We start from the raw sequence: 12,280 nt of genomic DNA, 5'->3' as shown, positions 1-12,280 counted from the left end.
TGTAAACATCAGCCATGAATTATCCTATCCCAGACAGTCCCCAAGAAATTTCTGCACTGAGAAAACAGCCAGTTGATGAAGAATTAGTAGCTGCGGTAATCGCTGGTGTAGTTAAAGTTGTTCGTTCTCAGGGTCAGTCTTTAGACCAATTAACCGCTCAGGTGTTGGAAGATGACCAGATGTTAGATCAACAACAAAGACGTTGGTTAAGTAAGTTGGTTGCCCAAGCATGGGATAATTTTCCCTAAGAGGATGAATGCAATTAAATCAGCGGTTAGAAACCGTATCTACACATACAAAACCCACCAAAGTGGGTTTAGAACCCTTATCATAAACTATAAGGTATAAGTGAAACTTTCCACTAACATACCCGGAACTAAACTACCTCCTAATTGCCGATTTTCGTAAGTTCCGACTTCAGGAATAAATTCTTGGAAGTTGGTGAAATCAACTAAATTTTCTAGTCCCCAAAAACAATAGAGACTTTCATCAAAGCGGAGATTAGCAATGGGGGCAATAATTTCCCCATTTTCTACCCAAAAGCAAGCATAACGAGTCATACCTGTAATTCTACCAGATGGGCGATCGCTCCAATTCAAATAATGTAAATTAGAAACATATAATCCTGTATCTAAACTGGGTAAAATCTGCTCAAAACTCAAATTACCGGGGCTGATTTCTGGAGAACGTAAAGTTTCTGAAATATTCGCACCATTAGCTCGTTTGTTGTATTCCTTCGCAGTGCGAGAATTAACTAAACTATTAATTAAAATACCTTTTTCAATTAAAGTTAATTCTGGTGCAGCCATTTCTCCCAAATTATTAAACCGAGGAACTAAACCACTTTTAAAATTTTCTTTTAAAGTAAACTTTTGAGAAAGTTGTTTTTCTTGACGGGATAAAGCAGCTAAAGCACTATTACCTTGTTGAATATCAGCTTCACTAATAGCGCCCCAGGAAAGCATACCCAATAAATCGGCCACCGCAGCGGGAGCAAAATAGGTTTTGTATTGTCCTTTTGGTAATTCTTTAACTGGACGAGATAGGATTTCTAATTGCTTTTTCCCATCATTTATTTTAGCTAAATAAGCAGCTTCATTCCATTCAATTCCAGCAAAAGTTCCCTTTACAGCTTGTCCTGATGCCATAAATAGAGAATAATCTAAATTAAATAAATCAGTCGCAAACCAGTGTTTTTGTCCATTAGAATCACCATAACCTCTGATGACAATTCCCCCAGCATACATACCAGTAAAATCTAAATTACTCACAGTTTCCAAAATACTGGGAACTAATATTTCTGGAGTTAATAATTTACCAATATTAACCTCTTGACTGGTATTATTTCCTGATGGTAGAACCAAATAAGGGTCAATTGGTAATAATGGTAATTCATCGCGTAATTCTTGTAAAGCTGTATCAGCTAATTCCCAATCTATTTCCCAATTATTTGTCCAGGGAAACTGACGAAAACTACTACGTTGATTGGCCATTAATGTTAGTTGAATCGAACCATCATGAACATAGCCTGTCTGTCTAACTTTCGCAGAATTAAACCGAGTAAATTGACTGCCTTCGCTGCTAAGTCTGATGGTAAAATGTTCATGCTCTGCTTTTTTAATCAATAGAATTTCCAGAAGTTGATTAAAGGTTTTTTCTAAAGTTGATAATTCTTGGATGTTCATTTTTTAAATTGTCTCTGGGTCAATATTTAATTCTCGCAATTTTGCTGCTAAACGTTCGGCTCTTCTAGCTTCCCATTCTGCTCTTTGGGCTTCTATTTCTGCTCTTTGCAATTGTATTGCTGTTTTTTTAGTTTCCTCTTGGGCGGTTTCTTCTGGTGTAGGTACTAACTCTCCTGCTGGAGTAAAATACCTTAACAATCCTTGGTTAATTCCTAAATATAAACCTAACTGCTCACTCCATAAATGTCCTTTCTCATTTGCTTCTAAAGGCTGATATTTTCCAGTTAAATAAAAACCTGCAAATTCTAATGTATAAGGGTCAAACCAAAAATAATCTGGGGTGCGGAAAGTATTTTGATAAATTTCTTTTTTATATTCCTTATCAGTATTGGCTGTACTGGGTGCAAGAATTTCTAAAATGAAATTAGGATATTTACCATCTTCTTCCCAAACTACCCAACTTTTACGAGTTTTGCGTTCAGTTTCTAGGACAACAAAAAAATCAGGATCTCGGAAAAATTGGGATTTTTTTTGGTTAGGACTATAGTAAATAGTCAAATTTCCCGCAGCATAAAAATCTGTTCTATCTTTCCATAACCATTCTAAACATTTGAAAAGTAAAATTATTTGTCGTAAATGTAGTTCTGTTTCCACTGTCGGTTCATCACTGTCTAAATCACTAGGCGGAAATGTTACATCTGCGGAGATGTCTTGTTGAACTTCTAATTCTTGAGCAATGATCATATTGATATGGCATCAAGTAGCTACTTGTTTATTGTAGCATTAATTAAAGATCAATACATTTCCTTGAATTATCTTGAATTATGTAGTTAGGTTGACGCAAGGAAACCAAACATGATCAATCATGTAGTTGGGTTGCGCTATCACTTAGCCCAACCTACTTAAACTTTGCACCATTGCGCGAAACATAATTCATTAACCACCACCAAAAACTTCCACATTGGCAAATGCACAAACTGGTGAACCATGACCTACAAAAATCATTTGATTTGGTTCTCCTTTACCGCAATGAGGCGCTCCATAAATTTGCCAATTGCTACTATCTCCAACTTGAATTAAACTATGCCAAAATTCTGGAGTAGTGGCGCGATAGTTAGGATTACGTAGGGTTTTTGTCAATTTACCATTTTCAATTAATTTCGCATATTCGCAACCAAATTGAAATTTATAACGTTGATCATCTATTGACCAAGAACGGTTAGATTCCATGTAAATACCATGTTCTATACCGGCGATAATTTCCTCAAATGTGGCGTTTCCTGGTTCTAAATTCAAGTTAGCCATTCTGTCTATAGGGGGACGATTCCAGGAACAAGCTCGCGCACAAGCAACACCTGGTAAATCTGCTCTGGTTTGACTTTCTAAACTGCCTAAACCTCTTTGTAAAATCCCTTTTTTAATGATATATTCTTTGGTGGCTATTGCACCAGTATCATCAAAACCATAACTGGCAAATTCACCTGTTACTGTAGGATCAAAGGTAATATTCATCAAAGGTGAACCATATTCTAATTTACCAAAATCATCTTTGGTAACAAAGCTACCTCCAGCATAGTTGCGTTCATCTCCTAAAATCCGGTCAAGTTCTAAAGGATGTCCGATACTTTCATGAATTTGTAGCATCATTTGATCTGGTGCTAAAACTAAATTAGTCCGGGTATTTGGACATTCTGCGGCTGTTAATAATTCTAATGCCTGTTCACCAACCTTTTGGACTTGATGCCATAAGTTATCTTCTTGAAAGAGTTCCCAACCTCCTTGATAATAGTTTGCTTCTTGTCCATTGTTAGTGCGTTGTTGGACGATTTTTCCATCTTTGGCTATGGTGCTAAAATGATTCCCCAATGTGAGAATTTTTTGATATACTTCTGACCCGTTACTACTGATAAACCAAGTTTCTTTTTGATGTGTACTAACTCTGGCTGTTGTTTGCACGATTTTATCGTTAATTTTTAGTCCCTGACAAATCCTAATTAGTAAGTCATTGATCTCTCCAGGACTAATAGCATTAAATGGTTCTAAATATGGTGATTGATATTCACCAACTACTTGAGGACGGATATTTTCACTAATAGGATATATCCACCATTTCCTAGCTGCTAATGCTTGTTTATAGGCAATTTGGGCAGCATTTTGTAAACTAGAAATATTTAAGGAATTAGTAGCAGCATAACCTAAACAGCCATCAACCATCACTTCTATCATTGCTCCCATATTCAATGATTTACCGTTGCTTTGGGGTAAACCATCACGCACATAATTGTGTGTAGAAGTTGTTTTAACGGCTCTAATTCCTACCCAATCGGCTGGTATATTCAAATTAGCGATCGCTTTTGTTAATTCGGTCCACATAATTGCAATTAAAAGTTAAGTAGGTTAACGTTAAAAATTGTTGTTATAGCACTAGGTAATAGGCAAGGGTGAAGAAGTTTTCAGTGATTTTACTTTCCTTGACACAGTTTCGTTTTATTGTGTTGACCTACTTAAATTACACTAGTAAAATGACACAAAACAAAAAATTATTATCTTGACTTTTTGTCATTATACAGCACGGACGTAAATTGTACAATTTCCTATACCGTGGTCATGACTCTCTTCGAGAGGCTACACAAACAAAATTAGGGCTAAAGCCCTGTTACCACTTTATACTTTATTACTTCTTAATTTTCTCTAATAATCTATTTATTCTTTCTGCACACTTCAAAGCCTTTTTTGCCTGATTTGAGGTACTTATTGCTTCATGATATAAAGTTTTTGCAACCTCTAAATAACTTGACCAGTCGAATTTCATTCAAACTCCAAATCTATAGAGAGGTTTACAGCAACTCCTAATGAAGCATTGAGTCACCAATTTCCATCAAATTCATTTTGTTTATTTAAAGCTTCATCTACAGATTCTGGACTCACGCAGATAGAAACAATAAGATATTCCCATTCTGAAGATTCAGGATCAATATACAACTTTAATCTTAATTTCTCAGTTGGGAAATACTTTCTTATCTGTGGATATGCTTCTAGAATAACATCTATCAAATTTGAATGATTTTGCAAAAATCTGTTGACACCAAGAATGTTTTCTATTGTGTAAAATTTAGAAATATAAAGGTTCATCAATTTTTATAATTAATGTAATACCGAATTGATATTGTTGTGGAATTTTGAAACTCTTCATTTTCATTAAAGTTGATATTTTTGATCTTTGAAATTAATCTATATTTAGACTAGCATCAAAACCCTTGATTTTTTACATTCTTAAGGGCAGGCTTTTGAGCCTACCCCTAGACTATTCTTTCAAAACTGTCTTTGATGCGATTCTCGTCTTTTTCCGATCGCTTTTTGAAAGTTCTCCACCAACTTGTAAGCGAGTAGCAGAGGACTGTAACACCGTTACCGCAGTGCTATCACCGATTTGTAAAGCGGTATTAGCAGCAGTTTGTAACATTGTAGCTGCACCTTTTGCGTCGCCTAGTGCCAATTTTGCCTCGGCCAATTGAGTTTGACGATATTTAGCTAAGAGCAAAATTGACTGTAATACCTGAGAATTGAGAGCGGGTTCGTAAGACCTGGTGAAATTAGCATATATTGGCGCTAATGGCGAAAGTAAACCCTGTTTATTCAAAGATGGGTCATCATAGCGAATTTGGATATGGCCAATGACCTGTTTCCCTTCTGGGAATTGTCCCAGATAAATATTCGCTAAAACCACTCGTTCCACATCTTTCATTAAATCCCCCAACCGTAACACTAAAGTTCCATTAGCATCGGTTTCTAGTGGTAACTCAATAGTATCCGGGGCAACTTGGGCTATGGGTTTAAGTTCTGCTAACCGCACACCGGGAACGAAAGATAGCAGTAAATGGGCATTTGTTAACCCTACCAACTGCACCCGACGAAACAACCTGGCAAATTGAGTCACAGCTTGTTCAGGATTCTCGATATAAGCTAGAGTACCACCGCCCGCATCAGCGATTTTCTCCAGTAAATTTTGATTCCAGTCATCACCAAAACCCAGAGTGTTAATTGTGAGATTTAGTTTAGCGGCCTTTTTGGCTAGTTGTAAACAACGTTTATTGTCATTGGGTCCAATTTGCCATTTCCAGATTTGTAGCCCCTTATCCCCATGGCCATCTGTCAGTAAGAAAGCTTGGGAAACAGCGCCTTTTGTGCCTTTAAGTAGTTCTGTGATCCCCAAAGACAAACCTTCAGCAATGACCGTACCGCCAGCCGCCTTTAATTTGGCTTTTAGCTGGGTTTTGATACTATTCCTATCGCTAACGATTTGATTGGGGATAATGACCCTCGCAGTGCCAGCAAAAGCGATAACTGAAATGCGATCGCCTGGCTTTAATTGATCCAATAATTGTTCCACGGCTTGCATCACCGTATTCATGGGTTCACCAGACATAGAACCACTTTGATCGAGAATCAAGCACAGATTTAAGGGCAAAGTTTGTTCAAACCCAGCCGGAATCGCGGAAATAGAAATTGAGAGTTGACGTTGATTACTTACTTGGGCAGCATCAACGTTAGTATCATTTAAAGCCGATATTAGTTTAACTTTCATTGAGGGGAAGCATCTTGCAAAACAGTTTTTGAGACAATTCTGGTTTTTTTGCGATCGCTTTCTGATAACTCTTCCCCGGCTTGCAAGCGTGTAGCTGAAACTTGCAAAACCGTTGCACCATTATTATCACCCATTTGCAAAGCAGTTTTTGCCGCCGTTTGTAACATCGTCGCAGCACCAGCCCGATCACCTTGCTGTAATTTCGTTTCGGCTAACTGGGTTTGACGATATTTGGCTAAAGCTAAAATCCACTGTTTTACCTGGGGATTTAGTGCTGGTTGGTAGTCCCTGGTGACATGAGCGTAAATTGGTACATTAGGGGAGTATAGCCCGATGGGGTTATTGTGGGCGGGGTTATCGTAGCGAACTTGAATATTAGCGATCGCTTGCTTACCTTCTGGCAACTGTCCCACATAAATATTAACCAAAACCACCCTTTCCACGTCTGTCATTAAATCACCTAATCTCACCCCCAATCGGCCATCACTTTCTCTTTGTATTGGTAAATCAATGGTATCTGGAGACACTTGGGCAATAGGTTTTAGTTCTGCTAACCGCACATTTGGCATCAGTGATATTAACAGATAAGCGTTAGTCAATCCTACTGTTTGCATCCGATTGAACAATCTCCCAAACTCAGTTAATGCCTGATCTGGTTGTTGAATATAAGACAACGTACCCATGCCCGCATCAGCAATTTTCTCTAAAACCTTATCATTCCAATTGTCACCAAATCCTAATGTATTCAGGGTTAAATTATAACTGGCGGCTAATTGGGCAAATTTCAAACAGCGTTCATTATCACCATGTTCATTTTCCCCATCAGTGAGTAAAAATGCTTGAGAAACTGTATCTTGTTTACCTTTAGCCAATTCCTCAATTCCCAAACGCAAACCCTCATCAATAGAAGTTCCCCCTTCGGCGCTGAGTTGCTTAATTTGCCTTTTGATCGATTCTGGATCTTTAATTAACTGATTGGGAACTAAAACCTTAGCCCGATGGTCAAAAACAACAACACTGAGCCGATCTTCAGGACTCAAACGATCTACCAACAAACAGGCCGCAGTTTTCACAGTTTCCAGAGATTTTCCCCCCATTGAACCGCTATGATCGAGAATTAGGCATAAATTCAATGGTACAGCCCGATCTATAGTTTCACCACTGGCAGAAATAGAAATTGCTAATTGACGTTGAGTGCTGATTTGATTTGCGTCTACAGCACCATCATTCAGAGCCAGTTGCAAATTAACTTTCATAATTTCAATTTCCTATCTAGTCTACACATACACAATTTTATAGATAACTTCATCAGGTATCTTCCCGACTACGGAAAACAAGTTAATTAGATATTTTAGATATTTAGGTGGTCAGTTGTCAGTTGTCAGTTGTCAAATGGGTAATGGGTAATGGGTAATGGGTAATGGGTAATTGGTGAGTCATTTTCTGTTTTAATCCTGTAAATCCTTCAATCTTGGACATCCTGTACCCCTTACGAGAGGGATTTCCGAGATTTTTCCCAAGGAACTGACATTATTTAGACATATTATAAATTAATATTTTTAATATTTTAATATTTTTCTGGTTATTTAATATCTGTCAAAATAGGTTGTAATACCACCAAATGTAAATTATATCTAGTATCTGCTTGCAAATAGCGCTGTTGTAGTGGTTGCCATTCTTGCCATAATTGATGACGATTGGCGGCTAATAGCGTCTTTAACCCTGGTAATTCCTTATCAAGTTCTGATTTGAAGATATTCTCTAACCACTCATGTAAAACCATATTATCTTGAATCATGCCCAAGATTTCTTGGATATTTTTAACATCATCAACATCAGCAGCAAAAGACTCACCATATAATTCAGTAAATAACTCCATTTGGTAGCGGAGACCTTTAGCTTGTTTCCGCAAACTATGAAGAGTTTCACCTTCTGTTTTTAAATGTTCTTCTAATTGAATTGGTGTCCATTTTGTTTGTATTACTTCTGATTCAATAATTTTAGTCCCAATTAACCATCCAGGGTGTAAGCAGAATTGACTAACTTCTGGTGAGAGTAAATCTGGTAATATATAATAAATTGGTACAGATGAAAAACCTTGATAACTGGGATTTTTTAACCAAGATTCACATTCATTTTTAAAGGATTTATAATGTTCATCTTTAAATGTTTTCTGAACATGAGAGAATGCAATTTCTCGCTGTTTATCCAATTCCGTAAAAGCTGTTTTAAGAAATTCCCGTTCTTTAGCAACTAAATGGGGTTGGTACTTTTTTTCCAAAATTTCTTCAAGGACATCTAAATCTCTAAGACCACCTAAAATCCGGGCAAATTTACCAATATTTTTATCACTAACTGATTTTGGTAAAATTAAATATTTTTCAAATCTACTCACAGCAGTTCTTAACCGTCGCATTCCCACCCGCATTTGATGTACTGCTTCTGGATCTTCGTCTTTTTTAACTGCTTTTTCCCATTTTATAGTTTTTTCAAAATGCTTTTCAATGGCTTGGTGTGCAGTTTCCGCGAGACTTTTGATTAATGTTTCTGTGGAGTTTTTCATAAATAAAAACAATTAGCAATAGAGTAATTTCATTCAAATAAAAATCAGTTTGTTTATACCTCTGTGATCTCTGTCTCTGGAGCGGTTCGTGAAATCAAATACAATTGCTATATCATAATATTTAAAAATATTTAAATATTTTTAAATATTAGTTGAAATAGCCTGTACCGGACAAGTAGGAATACATTGTTCACAAACAATACAACGCGATCGCACAAAAGCGAGTTTATACGTTTCTGGATTAATAGCAAGAGCTTCCGTCGGACAAACACCGGTACATAAACCACAGTGAACGCATATATCCTCATCAATGACAATTTCACCTAAACCCAGGGAAACATGAATATTTTGGGATCTCATCCATTCAATTGCTGCATCTAACTGATCAATATCCCCCAATAATTCTACCACCAATTTACCGATTTGATTAGGCGCAACTTGGGCGCGGATAATATTCGCAGCCACATTAAAATCCTTTGCTAGTCGGTAAGTAACTGGCATTTGAATTGCGCGTTTAGGAAAAGTCAGAGTAACTCTTTTTTTCATTAGCTGGGAAAACAGTAAACTAGATGATGAATTGAATTAATAAGTCTTAATAAATTGATTATGAGTACCGAAGCCCCTCTAAATTCTAGTAACCGCCTCAGAAACTTCCTAATTGTCATTGTAGCTACCCTGCTGGGAATTGCGCTGTTTTTGGGACTTAAGACGGATTCTACCTCAGTTTCCCTGGCAGAATTAGATCAAACTTCTATTCCCTTAGAAGTAGCCGTCAACAATGGAAAACCCTCTCTTGTGGAATTTTACGCTGATTGGTGTACAGTTTGTCAAAAAATGACACCGGACATAGCCAAACTCAGACAACAGTATGACAAAAACCTGAATTTTGTGATGTTGAATGTTGATAATACCAAATGGTTGCCAGAAATGCTCAAATATCGCGTAGATGGAATTCCCCACTTTGTATTTTTGGATAAACAAGGGGAAACCATAGCCGAAACCATTGGTGATATTCCCCGCACTATAATGGCCAGTAATTTAGAAGCCTTAATTATCGGCGCTACCCTTCCCCACATTCAAGGTCATGGCACAACTTCCCAATTTTCCGCCCCAGTCGCAACAGACACTAATCAAGATGATCCTCGTAGTCACGGTAGCCAAGTTGTAAATTAAGGTTTGTAGCGGGTAAGAGCAGAAAAGATGATCAAATCTTGTGGGGTGGGCATCTTGCCTGCCCTACCTGTGGGCATCTTGCCTGCCCTACCTGTGGGCATCTTGCTTGCCCTACCTGTGGGCATCTTGCTTGCCCTACCTGTGGGCATCTTGCTTGCCCTACCTGTGGGCATCTTGCTTGCCCTACCTGTGGGCATCTTGCTTGCCCTACCTGTGGGCATCTTGCTTGCCCTACCTGTGGGCATCTTGCTTGCCCTACCTGTGGGCATCTTGCTTGCCCTACCTGTGGGCATCTTGCCTGCCCTACCTGTGGGCATCTTGCTTGCCCTACCTATGCAAAAATTAAACACTATTAACCTAATCTTGTCAATATCATAGCTATCTTTTTTTGATCATGAGTTGCTACAGTGTTTAGTCTTGAAGCCGATAAAGTATTAAGTATGGTATCTAAAGAGATTTCCCGTGTCTGACTCATCCCCAAAGTATCTAATTAGCCTAGAGTTACGAGATTTACTCGTACAAAAACTCAGCACTCTTGAAAAAGACAATGTTTCCTTACAAAAGTCTTTAAAAGAACAGCAAACCCAAACCACAGCCCAAACAGAAGATCTATTCTTAGAACTTTTAGAAGTTGCCGATGCCTTAGAAGCCCTATTATACTATCTGGAGAACAATCCCCACCAAAGTTCAGAATTTATAGCCCGTCTACCCAACTCTATAAGTGCAGTCAATCGCAAATTTCTCAGTATATTAAGAAAACGCCAACTTTTACCTATAGAATTACAGGCAGAAACAGAGCCAGATTTTAACTTATGTCGCGTTATTGACCGGGAGGAAAGAACAGATATCCCAGACCAAACAATTACTAAAATCGTCCGTCGCGGATTTTATTGGGGTGAAAAAGTCCTCCGTCCCGCAGAAGTCATTACCGCTAAATCAGATCATGGTCATGAGGCACAAGGTAATGGGTAAATAAAATCGCTTCTGTTCCCTGAAATTCCCTTATACTCCCACTTACACTGTTAACTATTAACTATGACTCCTGACGAAAGTAATATAAAAGACACTTCTTCACCATCAAAAATGTGGAGTGGTTGGCCAGAAAATTTAGTTTTAATAACTATTGCCCTGAGTTTAGCACTCTTGATTCGGACTTTTATCGCTGAACCACGCTTGATTCCTTCCGCATCAATGTATCCAACTTTACATACAGGCGATCGCTTGGTAGTAGAAAAAGTATCATACCATTTTCATCCTCCCAAAATCGGTGATATCGTCGTTTTTAACTCACCACCAGAATTACAAAAACGGGGGTATCCTCAAAGCCAAGCCTTTATTAAACGGGTAATTGGTGAACCAGGAACAGTAATTAGCATCTCCCAAGGACTAGTTTACCTCAACGGTCAACCTTTAATAGAAGACTACATCGCTGAACCACCAAATCTTCCATTTCCAGAAATTCAAGTCCCAGAAGGTGCATTTTTCGTTATGGGAGATAACCGTAATGATAGTAATGATTCTCGCTACTGGGGTTTTGTCCCTAGTGAAAATCTCATTGGCCGGGCTACATTTCGCTTCTGGCCTCTTGACCGCATTGGCGTACTCTAGTTTGGCTTCCACACCCCTCTGGAAGTTAAGTCCCGTTTAGACAATATAATTTGAATTTGCTACTGCGTGGATTTCATGAAACAACCCACGCAGACGCGTTTTGTCTGGTCATTTAATCTCAAACTTACTATAGGTTCATTTTTTAGCTTCATTTTTTATTCACCAATTCTCATACAGGTTTTGGCTTAAATTGTTCCATAACGTACTCCATAACTACAGGTGACAAAGTATATTTACCTGCTTTTTCCTGAATTAAAGAGCGTGAATGTAGCCTTTCTATTGCTTGCCAAAAATGGGATCTAGAAATATGAGGTAATATATTTGCTAAATCAGTAATTGTTGTTAATTGCGAATTAGTTGCCAAATAATAGATGATTTGCTTTTCTATATCCCAGAGACAATTTAACTGTTGTTCTAGCAACCTGTGAAGATGATAACTGACTAATAGGGTATTCTGTGCTAGATATTTGTTAATATCACCATTAAATAATTTGATGATAGCATTAACAGCTATTTGAATTTTTAAAGGATTATTACCATATAAATTGCATAATTCATATTTTTGTTGTTCTGTCCCCAATAGTTGTTTTGATTGTATCAAAGAAAACGCTACTACTAAAGAACCAAACAACTTCAAAGAACGTACTGAGGATGACCAGTTTTCCA

The 12,280-nt window shown here is 37.8% G+C and carries 12 protein-coding genes and 1 pseudogene; 4 read left to right on the top strand and 9 right to left on the bottom strand.

Annotated features, from left to right (window positions below; genetic code table 11):
• The first annotated feature begins 14 nt into the window (after nucleotides 1–14).
• Entirely contained in the window at nucleotides 15–248 is a 234-nt protein-coding gene (locus H6F62_RS11685; protein WP_137906854.1) for a hypothetical protein, read from the top strand.
• An 87-nt stretch (nucleotides 249–335) separates the two neighbouring features.
• Here H6F62_RS11685 and H6F62_RS11680 read toward each other — a convergent pair whose 3' ends face one another.
• From H6F62_RS11680 to H6F62_RS11645, 8 genes are all read right to left on the bottom strand, one after another.
• Nucleotides 336–1,685: a TldD/PmbA family protein gene (locus H6F62_RS11680; protein ID WP_137906853.1), complete on the bottom strand. Its 1,350-nt coding sequence runs from the start codon at nucleotides 1,683–1,685 to the stop codon at nucleotides 336–338.
• Between the two features lie 3 nt (nucleotides 1,686–1,688).
• A complete protein-coding gene (locus tag H6F62_RS11675; RefSeq protein WP_190372127.1) occupies nucleotides 1,689–2,429 on the bottom strand; it encodes a Uma2 family endonuclease in 741 nt (246 codons plus the stop codon).
• A gap of 192 nt (nucleotides 2,430–2,621) precedes the next feature.
• Nucleotides 2,622–4,058 (bottom strand): TldD/PmbA family protein, encoded by a 1,437-nt coding sequence (locus tag H6F62_RS11670; RefSeq protein ID WP_137906851.1) that lies wholly within the window; start codon nucleotides 4,056–4,058, stop codon nucleotides 2,622–2,624.
• Between the two features lie 492 nt (nucleotides 4,059–4,550).
• Nucleotides 4,551–4,817: a hypothetical protein gene (locus tag H6F62_RS11665; RefSeq protein WP_162501169.1), complete on the bottom strand. Its 267-nt coding sequence runs from the start codon at nucleotides 4,815–4,817 to the stop codon at nucleotides 4,551–4,553.
• 172 nt (nucleotides 4,818–4,989) lie between these two features.
• A complete protein-coding gene (locus H6F62_RS11660) occupies nucleotides 4,990–6,270 on the bottom strand; it encodes a VWA domain-containing protein (protein WP_190372126.1) in 1,281 nt (426 codons plus the stop codon).
• Nucleotides 6,267–7,526, bottom strand: a complete 1,260-nt coding sequence (locus H6F62_RS11655; protein WP_137906848.1) for a VWA domain-containing protein — start codon at nucleotides 7,524–7,526, stop codon at nucleotides 6,267–6,269. The genes H6F62_RS11660 and H6F62_RS11655 overlap by 4 nt, the downstream gene beginning before the upstream one ends.
• Nucleotides 7,527–7,852: 326 nt before the next feature.
• Entirely contained in the window at nucleotides 7,853–8,833 is a 981-nt protein-coding gene (locus H6F62_RS11650; RefSeq protein WP_190372125.1) for a CHAD domain-containing protein, read from the bottom strand.
• Nucleotides 8,834–8,974: 141 nt separating this feature from the next.
• Entirely contained in the window at nucleotides 8,975–9,379 is a 405-nt protein-coding gene (locus H6F62_RS11645) for an NIL domain-containing protein (RefSeq protein WP_137906846.1), read from the bottom strand.
• Nucleotides 9,380–9,439: 60 nt separating this feature from the next.
• Between H6F62_RS11645 and H6F62_RS11640 the strand changes: the two genes are divergently transcribed.
• The 3 genes from H6F62_RS11640 (at nucleotide 9,440) to lepB (ending at nucleotide 11,614) form a co-directional block, all read left to right on the top strand.
• Complete coding sequence (locus H6F62_RS11640; protein ID WP_137906845.1) at nucleotides 9,440–10,006, top strand: thioredoxin family protein; 567 nt, start codon at nucleotides 9,440–9,442, stop codon at nucleotides 10,004–10,006.
• A gap of 462 nt (nucleotides 10,007–10,468) precedes the next feature.
• Nucleotides 10,469–10,978, top strand: a complete 510-nt coding sequence (gene grpE / locus H6F62_RS11630; RefSeq protein WP_137906843.1) for a nucleotide exchange factor GrpE — start codon at nucleotides 10,469–10,471, stop codon at nucleotides 10,976–10,978.
• Nucleotides 10,979–11,041: 63 nt separating this feature from the next.
• A complete protein-coding gene (lepB, locus tag H6F62_RS11625) occupies nucleotides 11,042–11,614 on the top strand; it encodes a signal peptidase I (RefSeq protein ID WP_137906842.1) in 573 nt (190 codons plus the stop codon).
• A 169-nt stretch (nucleotides 11,615–11,783) separates the two neighbouring features.
• Here the strand turns inward: lepB and H6F62_RS11620 are convergent.
• Nucleotides 11,784–12,280: pseudogene (locus H6F62_RS11620) on the bottom strand (hypothetical protein); the annotation flags it as partial.

This window comes from Anabaena sp. FACHB-1391, from assembly GCF_014696755.1.
GTDB lineage: Bacteria > Cyanobacteriota > Cyanobacteriia > Cyanobacteriales > Nostocaceae > Dolichospermum > Dolichospermum planctonicum.
This window is presented reverse-complemented; position numbering and strand designations above follow the sequence as displayed.

Excerpts from the sequence above, each read along its gene's own strand:
- H6F62_RS11685 (WP_137906854.1), top strand. The coding sequence starts at position 15 with ATGAATTATCCTATCCCAGACAGTCCCCAAGAAATTTCTGCACTGAGA.
- H6F62_RS11680 (WP_137906853.1), bottom strand. The coding sequence starts at position 1,685 with ATGAACATCCAAGAATTATCAACTTTAGAAAAAACCTTTAATCAACTT.
- H6F62_RS11675 (WP_190372127.1), bottom strand. The coding sequence starts at position 2,429 with ATGATCATTGCTCAAGAATTAGAAGTTCAACAAGACATCTCCGCAGAT.
- H6F62_RS11670 (WP_137906851.1), bottom strand. The coding sequence starts at position 4,058 with ATGTGGACCGAATTAACAAAAGCGATCGCTAATTTGAATATACCAGCC.
- H6F62_RS11665 (WP_162501169.1), bottom strand. The coding sequence starts at position 4,817 with ATGAACCTTTATATTTCTAAATTTTACACAATAGAAAACATTCTTGGT.
- H6F62_RS11660 (WP_190372126.1), bottom strand. The coding sequence starts at position 6,270 with ATGAAAGTTAAACTAATATCGGCTTTAAATGATACTAACGTTGATGCT.
- H6F62_RS11655 (WP_137906848.1), bottom strand. The coding sequence starts at position 7,526 with ATGAAAGTTAATTTGCAACTGGCTCTGAATGATGGTGCTGTAGACGCA.
- H6F62_RS11650 (WP_190372125.1), bottom strand. The coding sequence starts at position 8,833 with ATGAAAAACTCCACAGAAACATTAATCAAAAGTCTCGCGGAAACTGCA.
- H6F62_RS11645 (WP_137906846.1), bottom strand. The coding sequence starts at position 9,379 with ATGAAAAAAAGAGTTACTCTGACTTTTCCTAAACGCGCAATTCAAATG.
- H6F62_RS11640 (WP_137906845.1), top strand. The coding sequence starts at position 9,440 with ATGAGTACCGAAGCCCCTCTAAATTCTAGTAACCGCCTCAGAAACTTC.
- lepB (WP_137906842.1), top strand. The coding sequence starts at position 11,042 with ATGACTCCTGACGAAAGTAATATAAAAGACACTTCTTCACCATCAAAA.